Annotated in this window: 21 protein-coding genes and 3 tRNA genes; 15 read left to right on the forward strand and 9 right to left on the reverse strand. The window is 71.4% G+C overall.

Annotated features, from left to right (window positions below; all coding sequences use genetic code 11):
- Positions 1 to 110: 110 nt before the first annotated feature.
- From ACH4UK_RS05860 to ACH4UK_RS05870, 3 genes are all read left to right on the forward strand, one after another.
- Positions 111 to 452 carry a hypothetical protein gene (locus ACH4UK_RS05860; RefSeq protein WP_398354725.1) on the forward strand — a complete coding sequence of 114 codons (342 nt, stop codon included), beginning with the start codon at positions 111 to 113 and terminating at the stop codon, positions 450 to 452.
- 252 nt (positions 453 to 704) lie between these two features.
- Positions 705 to 1400, forward strand: coding sequence for a bifunctional DNA primase/polymerase (locus ACH4UK_RS05865; protein WP_398354726.1), 696 nt, complete (start codon positions 705 to 707; stop codon positions 1398 to 1400).
- Positions 1391 to 1464, forward strand: a tRNA-Lys gene (locus ACH4UK_RS05870). The genes ACH4UK_RS05865 and ACH4UK_RS05870 overlap by 10 nt, the downstream gene beginning before the upstream one ends.
- Positions 1465 to 1529: 65 nt before the next feature.
- On the opposite strand, the gene ACH4UK_RS05875 is transcribed toward ACH4UK_RS05870, so the two are convergent.
- Positions 1530 to 2771 carry a M6 family metalloprotease domain-containing protein gene (locus ACH4UK_RS05875; RefSeq protein WP_398354939.1) on the reverse strand — a complete coding sequence of 414 codons (1242 nt, stop codon included), beginning with the start codon at positions 2769 to 2771 and terminating at the stop codon, positions 1530 to 1532.
- A 386-nt stretch (positions 2772 to 3157) separates the two neighbouring features.
- Between ACH4UK_RS05875 and ACH4UK_RS05880 the strand changes: the two genes are divergently transcribed.
- Positions 3158 to 5089: an EAL domain-containing protein gene (locus tag ACH4UK_RS05880; protein WP_398354727.1), complete on the forward strand. Its 1932-nt coding sequence runs from the start codon at positions 3158 to 3160 to the stop codon at positions 5087 to 5089.
- A gap of 110 nt (positions 5090 to 5199) precedes the next feature.
- On the opposite strand, the gene ACH4UK_RS05885 is transcribed toward ACH4UK_RS05880, so the two are convergent.
- Positions 5200 to 6342 (reverse strand): LLM class flavin-dependent oxidoreductase, encoded by a 1143-nt coding sequence (locus tag ACH4UK_RS05885; RefSeq protein WP_398354728.1) that lies wholly within the window; start codon positions 6340 to 6342, stop codon positions 5200 to 5202.
- A 123-nt stretch (positions 6343 to 6465) separates the two neighbouring features.
- Complete coding sequence (locus ACH4UK_RS05890) at positions 6466 to 7230, reverse strand: decarboxylase (RefSeq protein WP_398354729.1); 765 nt, start codon at positions 7228 to 7230, stop codon at positions 6466 to 6468.
- 243 nt (positions 7231 to 7473) lie between these two features.
- On the opposite strand from ACH4UK_RS05890, the gene ACH4UK_RS05895 reads away from it, so the two are divergent.
- The 6 genes from ACH4UK_RS05895 (at position 7474) to ACH4UK_RS05920 (ending at position 12719) form a co-directional block, all read left to right on the forward strand.
- Entirely contained in the window at positions 7474 to 8448 is a 975-nt protein-coding gene (locus ACH4UK_RS05895) for a D-2-hydroxyacid dehydrogenase (RefSeq protein ID WP_398354730.1), read from the forward strand.
- Positions 8449 to 8652: 204 nt separating this feature from the next.
- Positions 8653 to 9555: an ectoine/hydroxyectoine ABC transporter substrate-binding protein EhuB gene (ehuB, locus tag ACH4UK_RS05900; RefSeq protein ID WP_398354731.1), complete on the forward strand. Its 903-nt coding sequence runs from the start codon at positions 8653 to 8655 to the stop codon at positions 9553 to 9555.
- 18 nt (positions 9556 to 9573) lie between these two features.
- Positions 9574 to 10305, forward strand: a complete 732-nt coding sequence (ehuC, locus tag ACH4UK_RS05905; RefSeq protein WP_398354732.1) for an ectoine/hydroxyectoine ABC transporter permease subunit EhuC — start codon at positions 9574 to 9576, stop codon at positions 10303 to 10305.
- The gene (gene ehuD / locus ACH4UK_RS05910; protein ID WP_398354733.1) at positions 10302 to 10946 is read left to right on the forward strand and encodes an ectoine/hydroxyectoine ABC transporter permease subunit EhuD; all 645 of its coding nucleotides are present in this window, start codon (positions 10302 to 10304) and stop codon (positions 10944 to 10946) included. Before ehuC ends, ehuD begins: the two co-directional genes overlap by 4 nt.
- Positions 10936 to 11793, forward strand: a complete 858-nt coding sequence (gene ehuA / locus ACH4UK_RS05915; protein WP_398354734.1) for an ectoine/hydroxyectoine ABC transporter ATP-binding protein EhuA — start codon at positions 10936 to 10938, stop codon at positions 11791 to 11793. Before ehuD ends, ehuA begins: the two co-directional genes overlap by 11 nt.
- A gap of 167 nt (positions 11794 to 11960) precedes the next feature.
- On the forward strand, positions 11961 to 12719 hold the full coding sequence (locus ACH4UK_RS05920; protein WP_398354735.1) for an IclR family transcriptional regulator: 759 nt from the start codon (positions 11961 to 11963) through the stop codon (positions 12717 to 12719).
- 92 nt (positions 12720 to 12811) lie between these two features.
- Here the strand turns inward: ACH4UK_RS05920 and ACH4UK_RS05925 are convergent, their stop codons facing one another.
- Positions 12812 to 13270 (reverse strand): hypothetical protein, encoded by a 459-nt coding sequence (locus ACH4UK_RS05925; RefSeq protein ID WP_398354736.1) that lies wholly within the window; start codon positions 13268 to 13270, stop codon positions 12812 to 12814.
- A 289-nt stretch (positions 13271 to 13559) separates the two neighbouring features.
- Here ACH4UK_RS05925 and ACH4UK_RS05930 point away from each other — a divergent pair, with 289 nt between their 5' ends.
- Together ACH4UK_RS05930 and ACH4UK_RS05935 are read left to right on the forward strand one after the other, a co-directional pair.
- Positions 13560 to 14111, forward strand: coding sequence for a hypothetical protein (locus ACH4UK_RS05930; protein WP_398354737.1), 552 nt, complete (start codon positions 13560 to 13562; stop codon positions 14109 to 14111).
- A 109-nt stretch (positions 14112 to 14220) separates the two neighbouring features.
- Positions 14221 to 14294 (forward strand) — tRNA-Lys (locus ACH4UK_RS05935).
- A gap of 56 nt (positions 14295 to 14350) precedes the next feature.
- Here the strand turns inward: ACH4UK_RS05935 and ACH4UK_RS05940 are convergent.
- The 4 genes from ACH4UK_RS05940 to ACH4UK_RS05955 all read right to left on the reverse strand — a co-directional run bounded on the left by ACH4UK_RS05940 (position 14351) and on the right by ACH4UK_RS05955 (position 20744).
- Positions 14351 to 16003: an AMP-binding protein gene (locus tag ACH4UK_RS05940; protein WP_398354738.1), complete on the reverse strand. Its 1653-nt coding sequence runs from the start codon at positions 16001 to 16003 to the stop codon at positions 14351 to 14353.
- A gap of 26 nt (positions 16004 to 16029) precedes the next feature.
- Positions 16030 to 16620 carry a lytic polysaccharide monooxygenase gene (locus ACH4UK_RS05945; protein WP_398354739.1) on the reverse strand — a complete coding sequence of 197 codons (591 nt, stop codon included), beginning with the start codon at positions 16618 to 16620 and terminating at the stop codon, positions 16030 to 16032.
- A 237-nt stretch (positions 16621 to 16857) separates the two neighbouring features.
- A complete protein-coding gene (locus ACH4UK_RS05950) occupies positions 16858 to 19038 on the reverse strand; it encodes an SPFH domain-containing protein (protein WP_398354940.1) in 2181 nt (726 codons plus the stop codon).
- A gap of 413 nt (positions 19039 to 19451) precedes the next feature.
- Entirely contained in the window at positions 19452 to 20744 is a 1293-nt protein-coding gene (locus ACH4UK_RS05955; RefSeq protein WP_398354740.1) for a peptidoglycan-binding protein, read from the reverse strand.
- Between the two features lie 213 nt (positions 20745 to 20957).
- Here ACH4UK_RS05955 and ACH4UK_RS05960 point away from each other — a divergent pair.
- From ACH4UK_RS05960 to ACH4UK_RS05970, 3 genes are all read left to right on the forward strand, one after another.
- Positions 20958 to 21031 (forward strand) — tRNA-Lys (locus ACH4UK_RS05960).
- Positions 21032 to 21550: 519 nt separating this feature from the next.
- Entirely contained in the window at positions 21551 to 23470 is a 1920-nt protein-coding gene (locus ACH4UK_RS05965; protein WP_398354741.1) for a glycosyltransferase family 2 protein, read from the forward strand.
- The gene (locus ACH4UK_RS05970; protein ID WP_398354742.1) at positions 23467 to 25404 is read left to right on the forward strand and encodes a galactose oxidase-like domain-containing protein; all 1938 of its coding nucleotides are present in this window, start codon (positions 23467 to 23469) and stop codon (positions 25402 to 25404) included. The genes ACH4UK_RS05965 and ACH4UK_RS05970 overlap by 4 nt, the downstream gene beginning before the upstream one ends.
- A 105-nt stretch (positions 25405 to 25509) precedes the next feature.
- On the opposite strand, the gene ACH4UK_RS05975 is transcribed toward ACH4UK_RS05970, so the two are convergent.
- Positions 25510 to 26556 carry a glycoside hydrolase family 6 protein gene (locus tag ACH4UK_RS05975; protein ID WP_398354743.1) on the reverse strand — a complete coding sequence of 349 codons (1047 nt, stop codon included), beginning with the start codon at positions 26554 to 26556 and terminating at the stop codon, positions 25510 to 25512.
- Positions 26557 to 26618: the final 62 nt, after the last annotated feature.

Here is a 26618-nt window from a genome sequence, read left to right on the forward strand (position 1 = left end):
CCGGCGCACGCCCCGGCCCTCTTGCGCGGGGTTGGACAATGGAGGGTGGCCGTCCGGGTCTTCCGGGCCGTCCCGGTCATCCGACGCGACATCCCCAGGGAGGACACCCCATGACACAGTCCGAGCGGAACGAACGGCAGCGGCTGCGCCCCGCGCCGCTGCTCTTCGAGCCGTCTCAGGTCACGGCGGATCCGGAGCACTTCTTCGACCTGGAGTCGCTGGAGGACCCCCGTGAGCTGCTGGCCCGCGCGACCGAGCTGACGCAGGCCTTCCGGGCGGCGACGGACCGGTCGGTGGAGTTCCAGGCGATGGCGGCGGCTCAGCTCGCCGACCCGCGCCGGTTCGACCGGCTGACCCCGGCGGACGTCGCGGAGCGCGCGGAGTGGACCGAGGACTACGCGAAGAAGATGATCGAGTTCGGCCGCTCCCTGCTGGACACGCCCAGAGCCTGACGCTCGAGGCCGATGCCTCCGATGCACCCCGTGAGCCAAGGGGGGCGAGGGCGCTGCGGGGGGTGTGGGGGACGTGGGGCGATTGGGCCATGGGAGGCATGTGCGTCATGGGAGGCAGATACCGGTCTGCCAGGCCGGAGGTCAGGTCCGTTGGCATATTCCGGCGGGCAAGATACCCCTCCCCCTCCCACCCTGTCCCGGTTTCCGGCAACTCTCGGAATCAGCTCCGTCACTCCCGGTAGACCTAGCTCCATGAGCGCATGGTTGAAAGACGAAACGACCCTGCAGGCCGGTGCCGCCCCGCACCACGGCGTCGACATCTTCGCCCTGCTGCGGGACCAGTCCGGACCCCAGGCCGCACAGGTCACGGCGGCCGGAGCCGCCTGGCTGGCGGGGGCCGCTCCCTACCCGCGCAGCACGCTCGCCCAGTGGGAGGAGCGCCCCGGGGCGCCCGGGGTGCTCCCCTGCGGTTCCGCTTTCGACGTCGTGAACGTGCCGGCGCTGTTCGGGCGGCGGATGCTGGAGCAGCTCTGGGCCGAGGGCCCCGGCTCCGGCCCGGTCGCCACGCACCGGGGCCGGATGCTGCTCTTCGCGGCCCCCGGAACGGCCCAGCGGCTGCCCTCGCTGCTCGCCTGGGAGGAATGGGGAACCAACGGTTCCGGGGGCTCCGGAGGCCCCGGGGAGCAGCGCGGCGCGGTGCCGCCCCTGCTCTGTCACGGCACCGGTGACGCCGTGACCGTACCGCCGCTGACCTGCGCGTCGTCCGACAGCGGGCCGCGCTGGGTGGTCGCCCCCGACACCCGTACGCCATGGCTGCCGGGCCCCGATGTGCTGCTCTGGGCCTGTGTGCGGGTGAGCCGGTCCGGGTCCTCCCGGGGTGCCGCGCATTCAATTTTTCCTCGGGCGGATCAGGGTGCTAATGTCTACGACGTCACCAGGCGCCGTTAGCTCAGTTGGTTAGAGCAGCTGACTCTTAATCAGCGGGTCCGGGGTTCGAGTCCCTGACGGCGCACAGACGGAAGAAGCCCCTCGCGGAAGCGGGGGGCTTCTTCGTGTGCGGGGCGCCGGCCGGCGCGGTCAGACGCCCGTGGTGACCCGGACGGTCCAGGAGCCGGACGGGGTGCGGTCGGCGACCTCGATACGGGTGTCGTCACCCGGCACGGTAAAGGTCTCCCCGACCCCGAGCGGCGCGTCGGCCAGCGGCGGGTAGACCGAGCGGTCCCAGCAGGCACCGGTGTTCGGATGGGTGTCGACCACCTCGACGGGCCCGCCGCCGGAGACCGTTCCGCTGCGCACGCGGTAGATCAGGATGCCCTCGGCGCAGGTGTCCCGGTCGTTCCCGGTGGCGCTGCGGGCCTCGATGGCCAGGGCGCTGCCCGCGCCGGTGCGGACGACGGCGAGCCGCGTCCCGATCGACCCGCCGGGCACCGGGGCGGCGGCGACCGGTTCCAGGGTGAGGTCGGCCGAGCCCTGGACGCAGACGACCTGGCGTCCACCGAGCCAGCCGAGCTTCCACTTGTGCCAGCCGAACAGGTCGGGGGCGAGCCCGAACTGGCTGCCCATGACGTCCCAGTCGCCGACGTGGGTGTCCCAGTCGCCCTTGCCGTCGGTGGGCCGGTGGTAGAGGTCGGCGAGGTCGAAGACGTGTCCGGTCTCGTGGGCGAGGACGTTGCGGTCGGGCGGGTGCTGCTCGAAGACCGTGACGACGCGCCGGATGTCGCTGTCGTCGGCGCGCAGCGGCCGTTCGAAGTTGACGACCTTCGTGGCGTCGGAGTCGACGCCCGGGGCGTCCGGGTCGGCCACCAGGTAGACGACGTCGTACCGGGAGAAGTCCACCTCCGGGTCGGCGGCGGCGATGGCGTCGCGCAGGTAGGCGGTGCGCCGTTCGGAGTTCCAGTCCCGCTCTATGCCGTACCAGGTCGAGTCGCGCGGCATCTGGGTCCAGGTCCGTTGCGGATGGGGGCGCAGGGTGAACCGGCCGTAGCTGGCGCGCTCGAAGAAGCGGGTGGTGGAGGGGAAGTGGTCGGCGGTGAGCACCTCGGGGGTGAGCGTGGGCTCCGAGTCCGGGAAGGACAGGAAGATCATGACCGCGTCCAGGCCCTGGTCGGGGCGCGGGTAGGCCGTGTTCCAGGTGTTCAGGCCGAGCGAGTGGTGCGCCGCCGTCCGGGGCAGGGCGCAGGGAGCGGCGTCCCCCGTGGCGGCCACGGCGGGGCCCGCGACGAGGGACGTGGCGGCGAGCGCCAGGAGGGAGGTGGCGGCGGCGGCCAGACTGCGCAGCAGCGGCGCCTCCGCTCCCCCGGGTCCGCGACGGCACGGCACATCGACCTCCGGGTGGGGAAACACGGTCCATCCCGTCCACCCTGTGCCGCTTCACCACGCCACGCCCTGTTGTGCTGCCCCACACGGGTCAGCGGTCAGAATCGCTGCCCACATCCTCACGGAACGTCACTGTCGGTCAGTCCAGCCACCCGATGCAACAGATCCGCACAGAAATGACCAGGCCCGGTCAAAGCGGAACGGCCGCCCCCGCCCCCTCGCGGACCCGTGCGGCAGCCCCGACCGGACGGCGAGCTGGAACGGCCGACGCGGCACCCTCTATGCTTCACCACGCTTTCCCCGCGTGGAACGGGCCCTTCACGGGACCGCCACCCGGTGGCCTGTGCGACCCCACGAGTTCACGACGACCTTCACAGCGGGAGCGAGCGGTGAGCGGAACCTCCGAAGGGCCGAGCGCCCCGGCAGGCACGGCCTCCGGCGCGGCCCCCGCGCCGGTCACGGAGCGTCATACGACGGCGGCGGATCCGTCCCCGTCGGACCGTCCCCGGCAGCCGGCGGGCCCCCCGGGATCGGATCCCCCGGCGGCCGGGGACGAGCCCTCCGCCTCCGAGCTGCGCGACTACCGGGCCGCCTTCAACGCCGCCACGCTCCCGATGGCCGTCGTCGACGGCCGGGGCCACGTCGTGCGGGCCAACGAGGCGCTCGGCGGGCTGCTGGCCGCGCCCGCGGCGGTGCTCGCCGGGCGGCAGGCGTGCGAGCTGCTCGACCTCGCCTCCGACGACCGCACCTGGCACGCCTACCGCGAGGTCCTCCTGGGCCGCCGCTCCCGGTTCCGCTGCACCCGCCGCCTCAAGCACCCCGACGGGCGCTCCCTGTGGGCCGAGATCACCGTCGTACCGATGACCGGAGCCTCGGCGGCGGAGTCGGCCAGGGTGCTGCTGACGGTCGCGGACGTCAGCGACCGGCGTGAGCTCCAGGAGCGGCTGCGCCACCTCCAGATGCACGACCCGGTCACCCGGCTGCCCAACCGGACGCTGTTCTTCGAGCGTCTGGCCTCGGCCCTGGAGACCCCGCCGTACCAGGACGACTCCCTGCCGCCCCGGCAGCACGCCCGGATCGGGCTCTGCTATCTGGACCTGGACGGCTTCAAGGCGATCAACGACACCCTGGGCCACCGGACCGGCGACCGGCTGCTGGCCGCCGTCGCCGCGCGGCTCACCGACTGCGCCGAGACCGACGCCTCCCGCCATCCCGGCGGCAGCCGGCTGGTGGCGCGCCTGGGCGGCGACGAGTTCGCGATCCTGGTGGAGGACTCGGCCGGCACGCCGGCCCTCACCGAGCTGGCCCGTTCGGTCCTCGCGGCGCTCCAGCAGCCGTTCGACCTGGCCGGGCAGCGACTCTCGGTCTCCGCGTCGATCGGGGTGGTCGAGCGGACCGCCGCGGGCACCTCGCCGACCGGTCTGATGCAGGCCGCGGACACCACGCTGTACTGGGCGAAGGCGGACGGCAAGGCCCGCTGGACCCTGTTCGACCCCGAGCGCAACGCCCACCGCATGACCCGGCAGTCCCTCTCCTCCACGCTCCGGCCCGCCGTGGAGCGCGGTGAGTTCACGCTGGAGTACCAGCCGCTGGTCGGGATGGCGGACGGGGTGCTGCGCGGGGTCGAGGCGCTGGTGCGCTGGAACCATCCGCAGTTCGGCGTGCTGCCGCCGAATCGGTTCGTCCAGATCGCCGAGGAGGACGGTTCGATCGTCCAGCTCGGCCGGTGGGTGCTGCGCACCGCGTGCCGGCAGGCGCGGCGCTGGCAGCTGGACCACCCGGACGAACCGCCGCTGTTCATCAGCGTCAACGTCGCCGTACGGCAGGTCTGGGACTCCGATCTGGTCGCCGACGTGGCCCAGATCCTGGCCGAGACGGAACTCGCTCCCGGGCTGCTCCAGCTGGAGCTGACCGAGTCGGCGGTGATGGGCTCGGGCGGCCGTCCGCTGCGGGCGCTCCAGGCGCTGAGCGACATGGGCGTCCGGATCGCCATCGACGACTTCGGGACCGGGTATTCGAACCTCGCCTACCTCAGCCGGCTGCCCGTCTCCGTACTGAAGCTGGACGGGGCGTTCGTGAAGGGCTTCCGGTACGAGGACGGTACGCATCCGAGCCCGGCCGACGAGACGATCGTGGAGGCCATGGTGCAGCTGGCCCACCGCCTGGGCCTGACCGTCACCGCGGAGTGCGTGGAGACGGCCGGGCAGGCGGAGCGGCTGCGGCGGATCGGCTGCGACACCGGGCAGGGATGGCTGTACTCACGGGCCGTGGCGCCGGAGCGGATCGCCGGGCTGATCGGGTCCCGGCCGCTGGAGGGCTGACCGGGTCCCGACCCCTGGAGGGCTGACCGCGTCCCGGCCGCCGGAGGGCTGACCGGGACCCGCCCACGGTGCCGCAGACCGCCGTGGGCGGGCCGGAACCCGGCACGGCGCTACGGAGCGGCGGGCAGGCCGTACGCGTCCGCGATCAGGTCGTAGCTGCGCAGCCGCGCCTCGCCGCCGTGCGCGTTGGCGGTGATCATCAGCTCGTCCGCGCCGGTGCGCTTGGCCAGGTGGTCCAGGCCGCTGCGGACCTCGTCGGCGGTGCCGTGGACGACGTTGGCGAGCCAGCCGTCGACGAACTCCCGCTCCATCGGGCTGAAGTCGTACGCCTCCGCCTCCTCGGGGCTCGGGATCAGCCCCGGGCGGCCGGTGCGCAGCCGGACCATGGACAGGGCGCCGGTCAGCACCTGGCGGCGGGCCTCGCGCTCGTCGTCGGCGGCCAGCGCCGAGACGCCGATCAGGGCGTAGGGGGCGTCCAGCACGGCGGAGGGCCGGAAGGACTCGCGGTACAGGTCGAGCGCGGGGATGGTGTTCTGCGCCGAGAAGTGGTGCGCGAAGGCGAACGGCAGCCCGAGTGTCCCGGCCAGCCGCGCGCTGAAGCCGGAGGAGCCCAGCAGCCAGACCGGCGGCCGGTGCGCGGACTGCACGCCGCCGGCGGCGGTCGCCTGGACCGGGCCCGGCACGGCGTGGATCCGGGCGTACGGGTGTCCGTCGGGGAAGTCGTCGTCCAGGAAGCGGATCAGCTCACCGAGCTGCTGCGGAAAATCGTCGGCCCCTTCGTTGAGCCGGTCGCTGCGGCGCAGCGCGGCCGCCGTCGCCCCGTCGGTGCCGGGGGCCCTGCCGAGGCCGAGGTCGACCCGGCCCGGGGCCATCGCCTCCAGGGTGCCGAACTGCTCGGCGATCACCAGCGGGGCGTGATTGGGCAGCATCACGCCGCCGGAGCCGAGGCGGATGCGCTCGGTGTGGGCGGCGATGTGCGCGAGGATCACGGCCGGGGAGGACGAGGCGACCCCGGGCATGGAGTGGTGCTCGGCGACCCAGAAGCGGTGGAAGCCGCGGCGCTCGGCGCGCTTCGCGATCTCCACGCTGGTGCGCAGGGCCTGGGTCGCGGTGCGGCCCTGCCCCACGGTGACCAGGTCGAGGACGGACAGCGGAACGGGGGCCGTTCCGGCGGCGGCGGCTCGGATCCCGTCACCGTCGGCCGTCCCGCCGCTCGTGTCGCTGCGGGTCTCGTCGCCTCGGATCTCGTCCACGTGTCGGCCTCTCCTGGTGCTGCTCTCGTACGTCTGCGTATCGGAGAGATGCAACAGGAGGAGGGCTCCGTTTTATTCCGCTCGTTCCGCGGGCCGCTCCGTCGGGCGGTCCACCGCGGGGCGCTACTCCCGTATCTCGAGGCCCTTCGGCTCCAGCGACCCGAGCACCGGCTCGCGGGTGGCGAACAGGGTGCCGAGCGTGGGGGCCCAGGTCCGGCGGTCGGCGAGGCGCAGCCCCTCCCACACCGTGACCTGGTTCGCCGTGAGGACCGGCTTGCCGAGCAGTTCCTCGAGCTCGGGGACGTACGCGGCGGTGTGCAGGGAGGTGTCCGGGATCAGCACCACCTCGGCGTCCGGGTGGTCGGCCTCCCGCGCCAGCCGCTTCACCCGCTCCGGGGCCCAGGATCCGGCCTCGGCCGACGAGCCGGCCCCGCCGGACGCGGCGGCCACCACCTCGACCCCCGCCGACGCCAGGAACTCCGCGAAGAGCCCGGTGACCTCCTCGGGGTAGGGCGCGGCGACGGCGACCCGGCCGGCGCCCAGCTCCCGTACCGCGTGGCAGAAGCCGATGGAGGTGCTGGAGGCGGGCAGACCGGCCGTCCGGGCGAGCGCGGCGATCTGTTCGTGGGCGCCCTCCCAGCCCTGCCCGAAGCTGCCGCCGCTGGACGCCCAGACCAGGGCCTCGGCGCCGGCCAGACGCAGTTCCTCGACGCCCTCAGCGATCCGGGCGGGGGCGCCCTGCTCGCGCAGCGCGTCGGCGCGGTAGGCGTCCTCGCCGGTCCCGGTGGAGAACAGGGGCAGCCGGATGTCGGTGTCGAGCAGGATCTCGGTCCGTGGGAAGTCGTCCTCGGCCGCGTGGCCCGGGTAGAGAAGTCCTACGGTCGTCATGTCCACCCTTCCTGTGCGTCGAGCGCCCGCCGCGCGGCGGGCGACCCTGTCGCGGATCGCGGCGGCCCTCCGGGCGCTTCCGGCGGCGGTGACCGCGCGACCGGTCACGCGTGCCCCGACCTGTTCCCAGTATTCCCCCGGGTGAGCGCCGGGGCGCGCGGCCGGGCCTCGTTGACGCAGGGGGTGCCTGCTGCGAGCGTGGGCGATCCGTACGCCCGCTCCGAAGCGGAGGGCCGACCAGCGATGCCGGATCCCGTCCTGCTCGTCCTCGACGCCGATCCGCCGCCGCGGCTGGGCCGGCTGACCGGCCGGGTGGACGTGCGGCACGCGGACGCCTCCTCGCTCGCCGTGCTGCTCCCGGCCGCCGATGTGCTGCTCGTGTGGGACCTGGCCTCCGACGCGGTCCGGGCGGCCTGGCCCGGACCGGGGGCGCGGCCGCGCTGGGTGCACACGGCTAGCGCGGGGGTGGACCGGCTGCTCGGCCCGGAGCTGGCCGCGTCCGACACCGTCCTCACCAACGCGCGGGGCGTCTTCGAGCGGCCGGTCGCGGAGTGCGTGGCGGGCCTGGTGCTGGCCTTCGCCACGGATCTCCCCGGCGCCCTGGAGTTCCAGCGGCAGCGGCGCCGGCCCGGCCGGGAGGGGCAGCGGGTCGCCGGATCACGGGCGGTGGTCGTGGGGGCGGGGCCGATCGGCCGGGAGATCACCCGGCTGCTGCACGGCCTCGGTGTCACGGTGGCCCTGGTGGGGCGGACCGCCCGGCGCACGATCCACGGGGTGGCGGATCTGGACCGGCTCGCGGCGCGGGCGGACTGGGTGGTCGCGGCGGTCCCGCTGACGGAGTCGACGCGCGGGATGTTCGACACCCGGTTCTTCGGGCTGCTCCAGCCGTCGGCCCGGTTCGTCAACGCGGGGCGGGCGGCGACGGTGGTCGAGGCCGACCTGGTGGACGCGCTGAACCGCCGCTGGCTCGCGGGGGCGGCGCTCAGCACCTTCCAGGAGGAACCGCCCGATACCGGGAGCCCGTTGTGGGACGCCCCGGGACTCGTGCTCACCCCGCAGCTGGGCGGGGCCGTCGCGGGCTGGCGCGACCGGCTGGGCGCGCAGTTCGTGGCGATGTACGAACGGTGGTCGCGCGACGAGCCGTTGCCGAACACGGTCGACAAGGCCCACGGTTACGTTCCGTCGTCCGATCTCGCCGAGAACCCCGCCGAACGCTGACTCGCTGTCACGGATCCTTCGCAACGGGGGAAACGGGGGACACACCCCGCACATCCTCGGTCGCTCTCCGCCCCTCTCCGGGCACGGGAAGGTCACCTTCCGGCCACTGTTGGGTTACATGCGCCCGGCTTCCTGCTGAGACGTACGGGATCGGGCAGGCGCTCACCCTGTCCGGACTGTTCGACCTCCAGGAGATTGCGAACCATGGCTGAATTCCCGAATCTGTCCCGCCGGGGTTTCCTCAACCGATCGGCGGCCGTGGGCGGCCTCCTCGTCGTTCCCGGCCTGCTCACCGCGTGCAGCAAGACCGACTCCGGCTCCGCGACCGGCGAGGGCGCCCTGGACAAGCTCCGCAAGCAGGGCTTCGTACGGGTGGCGTACGCGAACGAGGCTCCGTACGGGTACCTGGAGGGCAAGGAGCTCAAGGGCGAGGCCCCGACGCTGCACCGGGAGATCTTCAAGGCGCTCGGGGTGGACGAGCTGAAGCCGACGCTCTCCGAGTGGGACGGGCTGATCCCCGGGCTCCAGGCCGGTAAGTACGACGTGGTCAGCGCGGGTATGGCCATCACCCCGGAGCGCTGCGGCAACGCGATCTTCTCCGAGCCGGAGTTCATCTCGCCGACGGCGCTGATGGTGAAGAAGGGCAACCCGAAGAAGATCACCGACCTGGCCTCCGCCAAGGAGGCGGGGATCACCGTCGGTGTGATGTCGGGCGCGGTCGAGGGCAGTTACGCCAAGGGCGCGGGCATCCCCGAGGGCAAGATCAAGACGTTGCAGAAGCCGCAGGACGGGGCCGACGCCGTCAAGGGCGGCCGGATCGACGCCTTCCTGCTCACCGGCATCTCGCTGCGCTGGCTGGCGAAGACCAACCCGGACACCGAGGTCACCGAGGCGTTCGTGCCGGAGCTGGACGGCAAGGAGCAGTTCTCGCCGGGCGGCGCGGTGTTCCGCAAGGGCAACGAGGACCTGCGGGACTCCTTCAACCGCGAGCTGAAGAAGATCGTGTCGGACGGTTCCCGCTATGTGCAGCTGCTGGAGCCGTACGGCTTCGGGAAGACGGAGATCCCTCCCACCGATCTGAAGACGGCGGATCTGTGCAAGGGCTGACGGGGCGGACGCGCACGCATGAGTGACTTCTTCTCCACCTTCGTGGACGAACTCCCCCAGGTCCGTGCGGGCCTGTGGGTGACGCTGGAGGCCACGGCCCTCGGTGCGCTGCTGGCTCTCGTCCTGGCCTTCGCGCTCGGCCTGATGGCGGGCAGCCGACTGCTCCTGGCGCGCGGGGTCTCCCGGGTGGTCGTGGAGTTCTTCCGGGGCACCTCCCTCTACGTCCAGCTGTTCTGGCTCTACTACGCGATGCCTCCGCTGACCGGCTACGAACTCACCCCCCTGGTCTGCGGAGTGGTCGCCTTCGGCCTCAACTTCGGGGCCTACGGCGCCGAAGTGGTCCGCGGCGCCATCAACTCCGTTCCGCGTGGGCAGTACGAAGCCGCCATCGCGCTCAATCTGAGTCCGGCCAGGCGGCTGCGGAAGGTGATCCTGCCGCAGGCCTGGGTGCAGATGATCCCGTCCTTCACCAATCTGCTGATCCAGTTGCTGAAGGCGACCCCGCTGCTGTGGCTGATCTCGGCGGCCGATCTGATGACGGTGATCCAGCAGCTGCGCGACCGCACCGGTGAGACCCTCACCGCCTATCTGACCCTGCTGGCCGCGTACTTCGTGCTGGCCTACGCCCTGACGATGCTGATGAACCTCCTGGAACGGACCGCCAAGCGGCGGCTCGGCCTGGAGACCGGCGAGAAGAGCCTGTTCAAGAGCCGCAGGGTGACCACAACCGCTGCCGGAGGTGCCGGGTGAACGGCTTCGACTGGAACGCCGCCGGGGAGGTTCTGCCTCTCCTGCTGGAGGGATTCCGGGTCACCCTGCTGGCGACCGTACTGGGCACCCTGGTGGCAGCCGTGCTGGGTCTGGCCATCGCCGTGGCCGGACGGGCTCCCAGCAAGTTCGTGACGATCCCGGTGCGGCTCGTCATGGAGTTCGTCCGCTCCACGCCGCTCCTCGTCCAACTGGTCGGGGCCGCCGCCCTGTTCACCTCGGTCGAGCCGCTCACCATCGGCATCGTGGTGCTGGGCGTCCACTACGCCGCGTACACGTCCGAGGTCTACCGGGCCGGGATCGACGGGGTGCCGAAGGGCCAGTGGGAGGCGTGCCGCGCGCTGTCGCTGTCGCCCCGGCGGACCTGGCAGGCCGTGATCCTGCCGCAGGCGGTGCGCAACGTGCTGCCCGCGCTCGGGAACTACGCGATCTCGATGTTCAAGGAGACCCCGTTCCTCGCCGTGATCACGGTGCACGAGATGGTCTTCGAGGCCCGGCAGTACGGCGCCGAGCACTTCGGCTACTACACCGAGGCGTTCACGCTCGCGGGCCTGATCTTCCTGGTAGCGAGCTACCCCACGTCACTGTTGATGAGAAAGCTGGAGAAGCGCCTTGGCCACTGAACCGCTCCCCCTCAAGAAGACGGAGTCGCCGGGGCCGGCCGGAGCCCCCGAGGACGCCGCACCGGACGCCGGACGCACGGGCGAGCCGCTGGTGCGTTTCGACAGGGTCGTGAAGCGCTACGGCGACCATGTCGTCCTGGACGAGCTGGACTTCACCGTGGACCGTGGCGAGCACGTCACCCTGATCGGGCCCAGCGGCTCGGGCAAGACCACGATCCTGCGGCTGCTGATGACGCTGGAGAAGGTCAGCGACGGGGTGATCTGGGTCGACGGCTCACCGCTGACCCATGTGCGCACGTCGGGCGGTTCGCTGAAGCCCGCGGGCGAGAAGCAGCTGCGCGAGTCCCGGAAGAAGATCGGGATGGTCTTCCAGCAGTTCAACCTCTTCCCGAACATGAAGGTGATCGAGAACATCACCGAGGCCCCGGTCAGCGTGCTGGGCCAGAGCCGCGAGGAGGCGGAGACCCGGGCCCGGGAGCTGCTGGACCTGGTCGGCCTCTCCGCGAAGGTCGACGCCCACCCCTCCCAGCTCTCCGGCGGTCAGCAGCAGCGGGTCGCCATCGCCCGCGCCCTGGCCATGGAGCCGGAGATCCTGCTCCTGGACGAGGTGACCTCGGCGCTCGACCCGGAGCTGGTGGCGGGCGTGCTGGAGCTGCTGGAGGACATCGCCCGGAACACCGACATCACCATGCTCTGTGTGACCCACGAGATGAACTTCGCCCGGGACGTCTCGGAGAAGGTGCTGATGTTCGACGCGGGGCGGGTCGTGGAATCCGGATCCCCGGAAAAAATCTTCTCCGATCCGTCGCACGAACGTACGCGCGAGTTTCTCAACGCGGTGCTGTGACCTCACAGTTGAGAGTCCGATCGTGACGCTGGCATATGCCAGACGGGTGCGCCCCAGATGACAGCTCCGGGGCGCACCCACGGACTCGCCAACTGCCGCCCCGTACGGGGGTTTCGGCGGCTATCGTGGGGCCAAAGCTTGCGGTCACAACCTGGTAGGGGGACACCGTGGCGTTGAAGCCCGAGCCGACCGCGCCGTTCCACTCGGTGCAGTACGCCCTGCGTGTGCTCGAAACGGTTTCCCAGCACGGCGACGGCGTGACCGATGCGCAGATCTCCCGCGAGACGGGGCTGCCGACCGGCCACCTCGCCTCCCTGCTCCTCACGCTGCGCCGCGAGGGCTATGTGGAGCAGGTCAGCGACGGCGCGTACGTCATCGGCGCCTCGCTGCTGCTGCTCGGCTCCGGGGCGGCCCGCCGCCAGGCCCTGGCGGACCGTCTCCAGGACACCCTGGCCGAGCTGCGCGACTCCATCGGCGCGGCGGTCTATCTCAGCCGCTATGTCGACGGCGAGGTCAGCGTGACCCAGGTCGCGGACGGACCGCTCACCCCCGCGGTCAACGAGTGGGTGGACTTCCGCTCCTCCGCGCACGCCAGCGCGGTCGGCAAGTGCCTGCTGTCCCAGCTCGACCACGAGGGGCGGCGCGACCACATCTCCCGGCACCGGACGGCCCGGCTCACCTCACGGACGATCACCAGCGAGAAGGTCCTCTTCTCCCAGCTGGACGCCCAGTCCGCCACAGTCCCGGTGCTGGACCTCCAGGAGTACGCGGTGGGCACCGTCTGCGCGGCCGTGCCACTGACGGCCGGCTCCTCCGCGGGCTGCCTCGCCCTGTCGCTGCCGATCGAGGACGCGCACCGGCTGCGGGCGGCGGCCGAGACCCTGAGCCGCCGGGCGGCGCCGGTGCTGTTGTCGCTGGCGCTGTAGGAGTGCCGGTGCGGGCGCCCCGCGCCGCACCGGACAGGTCGACCTGAGCGCGTGCCCCGCCGGCGGACCGGCGGGGCACGCGCGTAACCCGCTCAGGTCGTCGCCGCCTCTTGGACATTGGACGTGTTCAGGGCGTCGCTGCCCTCATAGACCGAGAGCCACCAGAAAATCTTGTCGTGCTCCGGAATCTTGCTCGCGAAACTGGTGCACTTCTGCCACCCCACTCCCGAACCGCGCCCCTCGTGGCATCGGAATTTCTTCCCATTGGAAGGCATCTGCGCACGCATCTCCACGTGATGCCCGTCGGCCTTCCGGTCCCGCAGCCAGAACACGTCACCGCTCTTTTCGAAGCAGGCGCTGCCGGCGGCGACGTTGGGGTTCGGGTAGTAGAGCGTCTGACAGTACGCGGACGAGGGCGGGGAGGCTCCCGCCACCTTCGCGTACTCCGTGTGGTCCGCCGGCGCCGCGGAGGCGGATGTCGCGGTGGTGGCCGCCAGAAGCAGGGCGACAGAGCCGGTCGCGAGTACCGAGCCCAAGCTCTTGAGTGACATGTGGAATTTCCCCGTTCGAATTCTCGTAGTGAGGTCGATGCGATATTCGAAATACTTGGACAGACCTCGGTTCCCTGTCAAGGCGTTTTCCGTGGCCCCCCACTCCGGGAATGCCTCAGGATTTTTGGCCGAAAATCTTGGAACCTCGGAACCGTATCCGCATCCGCTTTACCGGCCTCTTAGTCAACTATTTCTCGCAGATCCGATGTCTCCACCGCTGTAACGTCATATCGGCATTTTCCGAGTACGCGGGCCGGGGGCCGGGCCCGTCGGGGGTAACGTCACTGCCATGTACGCACCCATGAGCGAGCTGAACCTCCTCAAGGAGTTCGAGGACAGCGTCGACGACTACTTCGCCTCCGGCTTCGAACTGATCGGATTCGGCGAGGACGACGGCGGCTATCCGCAGCTCTCCGACCGCATTCGGCCCTTCGCGCAGGCCAACGGCTCCGGCTCGACGTACGCGATCTGGCTGCGGGACGACCGCGCCGACCTCGCCACGCTGCCGGTGCTCTTCCTCGGCGACGAGGGCGGCGTCCACGTCGCCGCCCGCGATCTGCCCGAGCTGCTGCGCATCCTCGCCTCCGGCTGGTCCCCGATGGGCGACTGGGACAGCCTGCACTACGACGACGAGAGCGAGGACGGGGACGGGGACGACGGATACGACCCCTGCCCGGCGAACCCCGCGTTCCGGACCTGGCTGCGCGAGCGCTTCGGCCTGGAGGCGGCCGAGGACCCCAACGCGGTCGTCCGTGCGGCCGGGGACGAGCTGGGGGACGCCTTCGCCGCCTGGATCGGCCCGCTGATCCCGGACGCGGTGGCCTCCCGGGGGACGGCGTAGCCGAGCGCGGGACGGTGCGGCCGGGAGCGGGAGCGCCCCCGGGGGGGGCGGGCCACGGGCGGGTGTCGTCAGCACCCTTGGGGACCAGGTATTATTTTCGAGTCAGCAGGCGCCGTTAGCTCAGTTGGTTAGAGCAGCTGACTCTTAATCAGCGGGTCCGGGGTTCGAGTCCCTGACGGCGCACGACACGCAGTGGGCGGTCTCCTTCACGGAGTCCGCCCACTGTGCTTTTCCCCTGGTCAGAGCGTTCTGCCGTGCTCGGCGTAGCGGGCGAGCACGGCTTTCAGGCCCTCGGCGTCCAGCAGCCTGTACGCACCGTCGCCGTCCCGGTCCCACCACACCGGGTCCGGGCAGCGGAAGCCCGTCCGGCGCAGCCCCACCCGGTGGATCTTGTTCGTCGCGGTGACCGGCATCCGGTCCAGGATCCGGACGAACCGGGGGGCCATCTTCGTCCCCAGATCCGGCTGGGCGCGCAGGAACGCGGCGAAGGCGACGGGGTCGAAGTCCGCGCCGGACCGGAGCGCCAGGGCGGCCATCACCTGGTCGCCGGTGACCGGGTCCGGGACCGCGTAGACGGCGGCGGCGGCCGCCGCCTCCCAGCGGGCCAGGATGTGCTCGATCGTCGCGGCGGCCAGGTTCTCGCTGTCGACGCGGAGCCGGTCGTCGGTGCGGCCCGCGAAGTAGAGGAAGCCCTCGGCGTCCCGGTAGAAGAGGTCCCCGGTCCAGTACCAGCCGCGCCGGGCCCGTTCCGCGTCCGCCGCCGGATTGCGCCAGTAGCCCTCGAAGGGCGTCGGGCCCCGGTTGACCAGCTCGCCGATCGCCTCGTCCCCGTTGAGCAGCCGCCCGCCCGCGCCGAAGCGGGCCGGGACCCGCTCCTCGCCGGTCTCCGGATCGACGACGGCGAGGTCGTCGGCCGGGGCGGCCCTGCCGATCGCGCCCGGCGGGGTGCCGGGGGTCCGCTGGAGGGCGGCGCCGCCCTCGGAGGAGCCGTACCCCTCGACCAGCTCCACCCCGAACCGCTCCCGGAACCGGGCCGCGTCCACCGTGCCCGCCTCGGTGCCGAAGCCGAGGCGCAGCGGGTGGTCCCGGTCGTCGGGGCGTTCGGGGGTGGCCAGCAGATACTGCACGGCCCGCCCCACGTAGGTGAAGTACGTCGCCCCGTAGGCGCGTACGTCGTCGAGGAAGGCGGAGGCGGAGAAGCGGGGGCGCAGCGCTATCGCGGCTCCGGCGGCCAGCGCGGGCGCCCAGTCGGCGAGTACCGCGTTGCCGTGGAACATCGGCATGCAGATGTAGTGGACGTCCGTCGGCCGCACCCCGAAGTGCCCGGCGAGGGACGCGCCCGCCCCGGCGAGCCGGCCCTGGGTGCAGATCGCCGCCTTGGGCGCGCCGGTGGAGCCGGAGGTGAAGTAGAGGAGCATGCGGCTGTCGCCGCTGACAGGGGCGACGACGGCGTCGCCGGGGCGGGCGCCCGCGTAGGGGGCGAGCAGGGCGGCGTACGCCTCGGTGTCGGTGACCAGGACCCGTACGCCCGGCAGCTCCAGGCCCGCGAGGAGCGGCAGGTGGGCGCGCTCGGTGATCAGGACCGGGGCTTCGGTGTGCAGGATGTCGCGGGCCAGCTCGGGGCCGCGCCGGGTCGGGTTGATCCCCGCGACGGCGGCCCCGGCCAGGGCCGCCGCGCTGAGCCACAGCGGGAACTCAGGGGTGTTGTCGAGCAGTACGCCGAGGTGCGGCTCGCCGCCTCGCGGCAGCAGATCCGCCAGGAGCGCCGCCCGTGCGGCGGCGCCCTCGACCACCTGGTGATGACTGAGCACGGTGGGGCCGTGCTTCAGGGCGGGCCGGTGGTCGCCCCACTGACGTCGTACGAGCTCCGCGACGGTGCCGGTACTCCTCATGGCGCCGCACGATAGCTGATGGAGCGTCAGAACTTAACGTCGGAGCAGGCGTAGAACGCGTTGGTGGTGTCGGCGACGTTCCACACGGCGAGAATGATGTGCTTGCCGCTCTTCTGGGTGGGGATCGTGCCCTGGTGGGTCAGCGTGGCCGGCGGCTGCTGGTTCCCGTAGGGCACGGTCATGAAGGGCTGCGATTCGAGCGCGGCCCGGGTGAGCGGCTTGGTGGAGTCCCAGCCGTCCTTGGTGATGTAGTAGCGGAAGTCGCTGGTGGAGTGGCGGGCGGTGAACTGCCACCGGAAGTTGTAGCCCTGTCCGCCGGACACCTGGGTGGCGGGCCAGTTGCCGCCGCGCGGGTCGTCCAGCTGGGCGAACTGCCCGTTGCCGCCGGAGCAGATCTGGCCGTCCGCCGGTCCTGCCGCCGGGAAGCCCTTCGGCCCCTCGACGCTCTGGGGCTCCCACTGGATGTTGCCGCAGCCGGTCACCGTGCCCTGGGCACAGAGTTTCTGACGGCTGATCGGGGAGTCCGTGTAGCCGTGACTGCTGGCGCTGGTGGTCGCGAGCACCGAGACGCCCGCTATCGCCAGGCCGATCACGGCCGCGCTTGCCTTTTTCCGCATGGGCTGTCGCTCCTCTAGAACGTGGGGGAGGTTCCATGAGCATTGCTCGACCTGCTGCGCGCTTGATGCGTGGTGCGGGTGCTGCGGTCTAGACCAAGTCTTAGATTATTGACGCGGCGTGAACATGTCCAGACCAATGAGCGTCATATTCCAACGGCCCCGGAAGGGGTGCGGGGAGCGATGCGGGGGCTGCCCCCGCATCGCTCCCCGCACCGCTCCAGGGCCGCCCCTCGTCACTCAGGCCCCGTCTCCTCCCCCACTGCGACCGGTGTAGAAGGCAACCGTCAAGTCCTTGACGAGCGCCTTGCGTTCGTAGTCGTCCAGCTCGACGATCCCGCGCGTGGTGAGCCGGTTGACCGTGTCGTCGACCGCGTCCACCACGGAGGTCAGCACGCTGTCCCGATGCTTGGAGTCGATCGCGGCGATCCGCCGCCGCTGCATCGCCGCCGCGACCTCGGGGGCGTACTCGATGCCGGTCGGCTGCGCGGAGTACACCTCCACGCCCACGGGTTCGCAGTCCGCCGTCAGCATCCGGGTCAGCGCGTCGCCGACGGCCTCCGCGTCGCGCAGGCTCGGGGCGTCCTCGTGGAACGCGTCGGCCGGAAGCTGCGACAGGACCCGGGCCATCGCGGCCTCGACCTGTGCGCTCAGATACGCCTCGTGGTCCTCGATGCCGAGGACGGCCCGGACCGTGTCCTTGATCCGCCACACCACGAGGACGACCACGCGCAGCGCGGTGCCGTTCGCGTCCACGGCGGGCAGCGGTTCGCTGCGCCAGTGCCGCAGGCGTACGTCGACGCGGCGGCGCAGCAGCAGGGGCGAGACCCAGACGAGGCCGGTGCGCCGGACGCTGCCCCGGTAGTCGCCGAACAGCGTCAGCACCCATGCGTACCCGACCCGGCCCCGGCCGAGGCCGCCGAGCGTGAGGAGCACCACGGTGGCGAGGAGGGCGAGCAGGGCCCAGGCCCCGACGCCGACGCCGAGGTCGGCCCGGGGAGTGAGGCCGGCGGCCGTCTGCCATGCGGCCGGCAGCGCACCGCGCCACCACAGGACGGCCAGCCCGCCGGCGATCCCGGCCACGCCGGTGAGGAGGGCGGCGTAGCCGGACAGGGCGGGTCCGGGCCGTTCGGCGAGCCGGGGGTCGGCGACCGGGGCGGGCCGGGTCGACGGCCGCACCCGCGTCTGCGTCTGCGCCGAACGCGGCACGGGGGGCCGCCGGGTGGCGGGGGCACGGTCCCCGGCGGCGGGGCGACGGGCGACGGCCGCGGGCAGCGCCGCCGCTTCGTCCCGCTCGGCCGGCTCCCGGTCGTCGCGGAAGAGGAGGTGTACGGGGATGGAGGCGGTGGTCTCGTTGGCGATGACGGAGTGCCGGCGGCCGGAGTTCGAGGACGTCGCGGTGGGCACGGTGGGCACGGTGGTCGGGGACGCGGGGACGGGGACCGCGACCGGTACGGAGAACGTGGCGGAGGCGGCCCGGTCGCCCGGGGCCAGGTCCAGGACGAGGTCCAGCTCGGTATCGGGCCCGGGGTCGTCCACGGATCCCTTCGCGGGGGCGTCCTGGGGCCCGTGCCCGCCCACGGCCTTCGGGGCGGCCCCCTTTCCGGTCCCCGGCTCCGCCCCGTAGGAGGGATGCGGGGTCCACTCCGCCGAGGGTTCCGTCCTCAAACGCCGGACGGGCTTGAGGTGGAGGTTCCCGTCGAGCGGCGCAGGACGGGCGGCGGCCGGGGCCGGGCCGCTCGCGGCAAGGCGGTCGGAGGGAGAGGGAGGAGTGGCGCGGTCAGCGGCCGGGACCGGCCGGGCGGGGAGTGGGCTGTCCGCCGTCACGCGGCCGGGGGCGGGCCCATCGGGGCGCGGGCCGTCCGCCGCGAAGCCGCCGGGGGCGGGTCCATCGGCACGCAGGCCGTCCGCAGCAAAGGTGCCCGAGGCAGACCGATCTGCGGCCGAGCCACCTGCCGTCACGCGGCCGGAGCCAGGCCCATCAGCACGCGGTCCGTCCGCCGCAAAGCTGCCGGAGGCAGACCGATCTGCGGCCGAGCCACCTGCCGTCACGCGGCCGGAGCCAGGCCCATCAGCACGCGGCCCGTCCGCCGCAAAGCGGCTGGGGGCGGGTCCATCGGCACGCAGGCCGTCCGCAGCAAAGCTGCCCGAGGCAGACCGATCTGCGACCGAGCCACCTGCCGACACACGGCCCGAGCCAGGCCCATCAACGCGCGGCCCGTCCGCCGCAAGGCGACCGGAGGCGGGCCGGTCTGCGGCCGGGCCATCTGCCGTCACACGACCGGATCCAGGCCCATCAGCACGCGGCCCGCCCGCCGCAAAGCTGCCGGAGCCAGGCCCATCGGCACGCGGGCCCGCCACCGCAAGGCGATCCGAGGTGGGCGTGGGCGGGGCCGGGGTCGGTCCCTGGTGCGGGCTCATGTTCGGGGGCTCCGGGGTGGCCGTGCGGGGCGGGGCGGGCGGGGGCTTGTCGTCCACGGTGCGGAAGAGTGGCGGCGGGGTGTCGGCTCCGCTGTCCTTCTTCGGCGACGCGGGCTCCCGGTCCGCGCGGTCGGACAGCGAGGACGGAACCTCACCGTGCGGCTGCGCCCTCTCGCCGTCCCCGCCCCCGCTGCCGCTGCCGCTGCCGCTGCCGAACAACGGGGGCGGGCTCCCCTTGCCCGGTGGGGCGAAGAGGGACGGCGGGAGCTGGTCGTCCAGGGAGTGGGGGGTGGGGGGAGTGTGGGGGGTGGTAGGGGTGTGGAACGTAGGGGTGTGGGGGGTGGGGGTGGTGGTTCGGCGGGGCTGGTCTTCGTTGGTCGTCACCGGTTCCCGATTCCTTTCCGTCACGTCCGTCACGCGAAGAGCCGGCGCCAGGTCTCCGGCCCCGGGTAACCATCGGCCGCACCGCCGCGCCAGCTCTGGGCCCGCTGGAACGCCTCGACGTTGCGGCGGTCCGCCTCGGTCCAGCGCGGGCCGGGGCCCGACACGTAGTGCTTGCCGTATCCCTTCTTCACCAACTGTTTGCCGAGCCGGTCGACATGGCCGTTGGACTGACCCGGCTTGAAATAGCCGCGTCCGGGGAACGCGACGGCTGTATTCGGGCTGCCGCCCGCGCCGGCGGCCGGAATGCTCCGTCCGCCGCCGGTGGCCAGCAGGCGCCAGGTGTCCGGGCCCGGGATGCCGTCCGCCTCCTTGCCCTTCCAGCCCTGCGCCCGCTGGAACGCCTGGGTCGCGCGCTGGTCCGCCGCGCCCCACACGGGCCCGGGGCCGACCGCGTAGAAACGCTTGCCGCCCCGCTGGACCAGCATCTGGCCGAGCTGGGTGACGTACTTGTTGTTGGCGCCGGGGCCGAACTGCTTGGCCCCGGGGAAGGTGGTGGAGGACCCGGAGCCGGGCGATCCGCCCGTGACCCCCTTGTACCGGTACGCAACATAACGGTCGGAGTTGTTCCAGTACGCCAGGGGCGTCGACTGCTTCCGCGTCTGCGGGCGCGCCTGCTCGTAGGCGACGTAATGGGTGCGCGTGTAGTCGGTCCAGCCGCCGAAGATCGTGACGTGCGAGCCCTTGGCGGGGTCGGCCGGGTTGTGGAAGAGGAGGATGTCGCCGGGCTGGAGGTCGGCGCGGGCGATGCGGGTCCCGTGGACGGCGAGGCTGCCGGTCCACTCGTTGTTGCCGAGGTTCCAGGCCATCGACACATAGCCGGAGCAGTCCTGGCGGTAACCGTCCGACCAGTACTTCTCCATGCTGTACGGGACTTTCGCGGCCACCCACTTCTTGGCCCGGTTGATGATGTCGGCCCGGGTCGTCTTGCGCACGGCCGATCCGGCGGACGGCGGGCCCGAGGCGCCCGTGCCCTTGAGCGGCCCCTTCTCACCCTGCGGGGTGCCCGGCTCGGGGTCGGCGTCCCCGTCGGCGCGCGGGACCCCGGAGGCATGGCCTGCGGCTGCCGCCGCACCCGCGGCGCCGCACGAGAGGACCACCCCGGCGGCCGTGGCCAGCACCAGGGCGCGCCGCGCGCCGTGCGCCGCGGGGTGGCCGCCGTACCGCACCGGCAGAGCCCTCGCGGCGGAGCGCCGCCGTACGGCGCACCCCGCACATGCGCAGTCGATGGCGGGTTCGTACTCCTCGAAGACCGGCACAGTCATGCGATTCCCCTCTGTACTCGTCGTTCGTCGTTCATCACTCGTCGTTCGTCAAGATCTTGGGGCGCGGCTGCAACGGGCGTCAGCGTCTCAACTCTCCGTACATATCGCATTTTGACGGACCAATGAGAAAAAACGACCATCTGACAGGGCGTGGCGTCCGGTAAATGGTTCGAAGCACTCCGCGGAGTCGGGTAGTGTTCTCCAGGTCAGCAGGCGCCGTTAGCTCAGTTGGTTAGAGCAGCTGACTCTTAATCAGCGGGTCCGGGGTTCGAGTCCCTGACGGCGCACGCACAGTCAAGGCCCCCTCACTTTCAGTGAGGGGGCCTTGATCATTCCCCGTCCGGCACCCGGTGACACTCCGCAGACATATACGCGCAGCCACCATCGGACTCCGGAACGTCACATAGCAGGGACGGAGCGGGGCGTAGGCGCCGCTCCCCACTTCGTCACACCCCCTCCACAAGGGGTGCCCAAATCGCGCGTATGGCCGGTAAACCGGCTGTTTCACCCTTGCGATCCCGTTCCGTGTCGGACAATCTGTCTGGGGGCCCGACGGGGCGCCAAGGGGGCTGCTGGTCCGTACTGTTGGCACAGCAGAGCGTGACGTTCCGGTTGTCTGCGCCGCGGGGTGGGGGTCCCGCTCAGGGGTGGGCGCCGAGGGGGCATCATGCAACCGGAAGGCTGCCGAACCATGTCTGTGGGGACGGCGGCTTGCCACCGTGTGCGTGCCCGGTGAAGAACGGGGACCCACCGCGCACGTAGAGACCGACCAGTCACGCACCAGCATGCGTGCGGGGGGATGACCCATGACGTCGACGCCGCCAGGCGAACGGCCGGAGAACGACGCTTCCCGGACGACGCAGCTCCGGATACCGGCGCAGCTTCGGGCCGGCGCGGCGAGGCGGCGTGCCAAAAAAGAGCTGCCGCGCTACGACTACGAGCACTACAGCCGGCTCGCCGGACCGCTGACGCAGCCCCCCGCGGGCAAGCCGTACAAGGTCCAGTACCGCTCGCTCATATCGCAGGAGCCGCACCGGGTGCGCGCGGCGCTCCTACTCGGCGCCGCTCCCCTCGTCTCGCTCGGTCTGTTCGCCTGGCTGATGCAGCCCAGCCACTGGACGGACCGCGATCCGAACCTGGACAACGACCTCCTGCTGGCCCTCGACATCGTCATGCTGGTCTCGATCGGTCTGATCGAGCTGTTCCGGACCATGAATGTCCTGTCGAACGCGCATGCCACCCTGGTCGCCCGCGACCCGGTCCCGGTGATCCCCGAGAGCGGCACCAAGGTCGCCTTCCTCACCTCCTTCGTCCCCGGCAAGGAACCGCTGGCGATGGTGACGAAGACCCTGGAAGCGGCCGTGAAGATCCGCCACCGCGGCCTGATGCACGTCTGGCTGCTGGACGAGGGCGACGACCCGGCGGTCAAGGAGGTCTGCGCCCGGCTCGGTGTGCACCACTTCTCCCGCAAGGGCGTGGCGCACTGGAACCAGGCCAAGGGCCCGCACCGCGCCAAGACCAAGCACGGCAACTACAACGCCTGGCTGGACGCGCACGGCGGCGACTACGACTTCTTCGCCTCGGTCGACACCGACCACGTCCCGATGGCGAACTACCTGGAGCGGATGCTCGGCTACTTCCGCGACCCGGACATCGGGTTCGTCATCGGCCCCCAGGTCTACGGCAACTACGACACCTTCGTCACCAAGGCCGCCGAGTCGCAGCAGTTCCTCTTCCACGCGCTGATCCAGCGCGCGGGCAACCGCTACGGCTCGCCCATGTTCGTCGGCACCAGCAACGCGGTCCGCATCTCGGCGCTCAAGCAGATCGGCGGCCTGTACGACTCGATCACCGAGGACATGGCCACCGGCTTCGAGATCCACCGCCACCGCAACCCCGCCACGGGCAAGAAGTGGCGCTCGGTGTACACCCCTGACGTGCTGGCCGTCGGTGAGGGCCCGACCGCGTGGACCGACTTCTTCACCCAGCAGCTGCGCTGGTCCCGGGGCACCTACGAGACGATCATCGGGCAGTTCTGGAAGGGCTTCGGGACCATGCCGCCCGGCAAGCTCTTCAACTACACGATGATGATCATCTTCTATCCGATGTCGGCCCTGAACTGGATCCTCGCCGCCCTCAGTTGCGCGCTGTTCCTGGGCATGGGCGCCTCCGGCGTCCAGATCGACCCGACCATCTGGATGATGCTGTACGGCAACGCCTCCGCGCTCCAGATCGGCCTGTACATCTGGAACCGCCGCCACAACGTCTCGCCGCACGAGCCCGAGGGCTCCGGCGGTCTGGCCGGCATGGCGATGTCCGCGCTCTCCGCGCCGATCTACGCCCGCTCGCTGATGGACGCGGTGCTGCGCCGCAAGAGCTCGTTCGTGGTGACGCCCAAGGGCGACTCCTCCAGCCCGGACACCCTCTTCGGCACCTTCCGGATCCATCTGTTCTTCATCGTCGTCTTCGGCGCGTCGATCATCTCCTCGTTCTTCCTGGGCCACAGCCACCCCGCGATGGTCACCTGGGCCACGCTGGCGCTGCTGATCACCGCCGCGCCGATCATCGGCTGGCGGCACACGATCCGCGCCGAGAAGAAGAAGCGCCGGGCGGGCGGGTCGCACCGCAGCGGCGGACCTGCCCCGGAGCCCCGGCCGGGGCCCCTGCCCGGAGCGCCCGGCAACGACCAGACCATGCAGATCTCCCTGGGGGGACGTAAGAAATGAAGTACCGTCCGAGCCGCCGTACCCGCCGCCTGGCGATCAGTACGGCGGTGGTTCTCGCGCTCGCGGGGGCGAACGGGCCGTGGCTGTACCGCTTCAGCACCGAGCGCTATCACGAGTACAAGATCAACCAGCCGGATTACAAGGCGGCCAACGGCCACTGGGACTTCCTGGACATCCCCTCCGAGCACCGGATCAACACGATCCACGCGGCGCTGCTGCACACCGGCAAGGTGCTGCTCGTCGCGGGCTCCGGGAACAACCAGAAGAACTTCGACGCGAAGAGCTTCCGCTCGGTGCTGTGGGACCCGAAGACCAAGGTCTTCAAGGACATCCCCACCCCCAAGGACATGTTCTGCGCCGGGCACACCCAGCTGCCCGACGGCAAGCTCCTCATAGCCGGCGGCACCAAGCGGTACGAGAAGCTCCAGGGCGACGTCACCAAGGCCGGCGGCCTGATGATCGTCCACAACGAGAACCCGGACAAGCCGATCACCCTGCCCGCGGGCACCCGGTTCACCGGCAAGAAGAACGGCAAGACGTTCGTCTCCAAGGACCCGGTGCTCGTGGAGAAGGCCAAGAAGGTCTTCGACCAGCAGACCGGCGCGTTCCTGCGCAACGACCCCGGGCTCGGCCGCATCTACGTCGAGGCGCAGCAGACCGGCACGAAGTACGAGACGGGCACCGAGGACAACTACCGGGTGGCGGGCCTGTCCGGCTCGGACACCCGCAACGTCTACGGCATCGCGCAGAAGCTGGCCCTGGACAAGAAGGACTTCCAGGGGATCCGGGAGGCCTTCGAGTTCGATCCGGTCGCGGAGAAGTACATACCCGTCGACCCGATGAACGAGGCCCGCTGGTATCCGACGCTGACGACGCTGGAGGACGGCAAGGTCCTCGCGCTGTCGGGGCTGGACGAGATCGGGCAGATCGTCCCCGGCAAGGACGAGATCTACGACCCGGAGACCAAGGAGTGGGAGTACACCGGCATCGAACGGAAGTTCCCCACCTATCCGGCGGTCTTCCTGCTCAATAACGGCAAGCTCTTCTACTCCGGCTCCAACGCCGGTTACGGTCCGGCGGACGTGGGCCGCGACCCGGGCGTCTGGGACCTGTCGACGAACAAGTTCAAGAAGATCCCCGGGCTCAGCGACCCGGACCAGCTGGAGACCTCGGCGACCGTGCGGCTGCCCCCGGCCCAGGACGAGAAGTTCATGGTGATCGGCGGCGGCGGGGTCGGCGAGTCGGAGAAGTCCAGCGAGAAGTCCCGGCTGGTCGACCTCCAGAAGAAGAACCCGCGGTTCACCGATGGGGCCGCGCTCTCCGAGGGCACCCGCTATCCCAGCGCCTCGCTGCTGCCGGACGACTCCCTGCTGGTCACCGGCGGCTCCAACGACTACCGGGGGCGCGGCGGCTCGGACGTGCTCCAGGCCCGGCTGTACGACGCGAAGAGCGACACGTACAAGAAGGTCGCGGACCCGGCGGTCGGCCGGAACTACCACTCGGGGTCGCTGCTGCTGCCGGACGGCCGGGTCATGATCTTCGGTTCGGACTCGCTCTACTCGGACCGGGCCAACACCCGGCCCGGCGTCTTCGAGCAGCGCATCGAGATCTACACCCCGCCCTACCTCTACCGGGACTCCCGGCCGGAGCTGACGGCCGGGCCCAAGAAGATCGAGCGCGGCTCCACCGGACTGTTCACCACGCAGCACGCCTCCTCGATCACCTCGGCGAAGCTGATGCGGCCCTCGGCGGTCACCCATGTCACCGACACCGACCAGCGCACCGTCGCGCTGGACCTGAAGAAGTCGGCGGACGGGATCACCGTCACCGTGCCGAAGAACCGGGCGCTGGTGCCGTCCGGTTGGTACCTGCTCTTCGTCACCGACGACAAGGGCACCCCGTCGGAGGGCATGTGGGTGGAGGTGCCCGAGTAGCGGCGCGTACGCACGCGGCGAAGGCCGCACGCCGGGAGATCGGATCTCCCGGGGTGCGGCCTTCGGCGGCTCCGGCGGGGCTTCGGCCGCCTCGCCGGGCTTCCGCTACTTCGTGGCGCCGGCCAGGCCCAGCGCGTACTCCGGCCACCAGGCGCCGGCCTTCGGGCCGCCCTTGCAGTCGCCGTCGGACTCGCCGGGGCGCTTGATCCACAGGTAGGCGTCGACCCGCTCGTCGCCGGTCTGCGTGGTCGGGGCCTCGCCCAGTGCGCGGCCCGGGGGATTGCACCAGCTCTCGGCGGGGTCGCCGCCCTCGTAGGGGCCGTTGCCGTTGCGGCTGGTGTCGACGACGAAGGGCTTGTTGCCGATCTTCTCCGACAGCTTCTTGCCGAACTCCGTGGAGACGGCCGTCGTCTGGAAGTTGGAGACGTTCAGCGAGAAGCCGTCCGCCTCGGCGATCCCGGCCCGCTGGAGCGGCTGGAACAGCGCGTCGGGCGACTGCCAGCCCGCGTTGCCCGCGTCCAGGTACACCTTCGTGGCGGGCTGCTGCTTCAGCCGCTGGATCGCGCCCTTGAGGAGGTCGTAGCGCTCCTCGTGGAACTCCTGGGGCGTGCAGCCGTCGACCAGGTGGAGCAGGGCGTCCGGCTCCAGGATCACGGTGGCGCTGCGGTCCCCGATGCCCTTGGCGACACCGTCCAGCCAGGTCCGGTAGGCGTTGCCGTCGGAGGCGCCGCCCTTGGAGAACTGGCCGCAGTCGCGGTGCGGGACGTTGTAGAGGACCAGCAGGGCATCCCGGTCGGCGGCGGCCGCCGCCTCGGTGACGCCCTTGACCTCGTTCTCCGGGTTGTCCGGGCCGATCCACTCGCCCACCGGCTGCTGCGCTATCTTCCGGATCAGCTCGGCGTTCTTCTCGTCGCCGTCCTCGCTGTAGGCGGCGACCTGACGGGCCGCGTTGCCGTCGGGGTTGACCCAGTAGGGGTCCTTGTCCTTGGGCTGCTGCTCGACGGTCGGCGCGCTCTTCTTGTCGCCGCCGTCCCCGTCGCCCGAGCAGCCCGCCAGCAGCAGGGCCGCCCCGAGCACCGCTGCCGTACCGGTCGTCCGCAGGCCCGCCGCGCTCCTGCGCGTCCAGGACCGGCCGGTGTAACTGCCGTACATCCACTCCCCCTTGGGTGCACTGCCTGCACTGGTTCTCACTGGTTGCACCGATGTGCTGCCGG

It is taken from the genome of Streptomyces sp. NPDC020884 (genome assembly GCF_044333935.1).
Taxonomy (GTDB): Bacteria; Actinomycetota; Actinomycetes; order Streptomycetales; family Streptomycetaceae; genus Streptomyces.

Bases quoted from the DNA above. Each gene is read 5' to 3' on its own strand.
- ACH4UK_RS05860 (WP_398354725.1), top strand. From the start codon at position 111: ATGACACAGTCCGAGCGGAACGAACGGCAGCGGCTGCGCCCCGCGCCG.
- ACH4UK_RS05865 (WP_398354726.1), top strand. From the start codon at position 705: ATGAGCGCATGGTTGAAAGACGAAACGACCCTGCAGGCCGGTGCCGCC.
- ACH4UK_RS05890 (WP_398354729.1), bottom strand. From the start codon at position 7,230: ATGACGACCGTAGGACTTCTCTACCCGGGCCACGCGGCCGAGGACGAC.
- ACH4UK_RS05895 (WP_398354730.1), top strand. From the start codon at position 7,474: ATGCCGGATCCCGTCCTGCTCGTCCTCGACGCCGATCCGCCGCCGCGG.
- ehuB (WP_398354731.1), top strand. From the start codon at position 8,653: ATGGCTGAATTCCCGAATCTGTCCCGCCGGGGTTTCCTCAACCGATCG.
- ehuC (WP_398354732.1), top strand. From the start codon at position 9,574: ATGAGTGACTTCTTCTCCACCTTCGTGGACGAACTCCCCCAGGTCCGT.
- ACH4UK_RS05925 (WP_398354736.1), bottom strand. From the start codon at position 13,270: ATGTCACTCAAGAGCTTGGGCTCGGTACTCGCGACCGGCTCTGTCGCC.
- ACH4UK_RS05930 (WP_398354737.1), top strand. From the start codon at position 13,560: ATGTACGCACCCATGAGCGAGCTGAACCTCCTCAAGGAGTTCGAGGAC.
- ACH4UK_RS05940 (WP_398354738.1), bottom strand. From the start codon at position 16,003: ATGAGGAGTACCGGCACCGTCGCGGAGCTCGTACGACGTCAGTGGGGC.
- ACH4UK_RS05945 (WP_398354739.1), bottom strand. From the start codon at position 16,620: ATGCGGAAAAAGGCAAGCGCGGCCGTGATCGGCCTGGCGATAGCGGGC.
- ACH4UK_RS05950 (WP_398354940.1), bottom strand. From the start codon at position 19,038: ATGAGCCCGCACCAGGGACCGACCCCGGCCCCGCCCACGCCCACCTCG.
- ACH4UK_RS05955 (WP_398354740.1), bottom strand. From the start codon at position 20,744: ATGACTGTGCCGGTCTTCGAGGAGTACGAACCCGCCATCGACTGCGCA.
- ACH4UK_RS05965 (WP_398354741.1), top strand. From the start codon at position 21,551: ATGACGTCGACGCCGCCAGGCGAACGGCCGGAGAACGACGCTTCCCGG.
- ACH4UK_RS05970 (WP_398354742.1), top strand. From the start codon at position 23,467: ATGAAGTACCGTCCGAGCCGCCGTACCCGCCGCCTGGCGATCAGTACG.
- ACH4UK_RS05975 (WP_398354743.1), bottom strand. From the start codon at position 26,556: ATGTACGGCAGTTACACCGGCCGGTCCTGGACGCGCAGGAGCGCGGCG.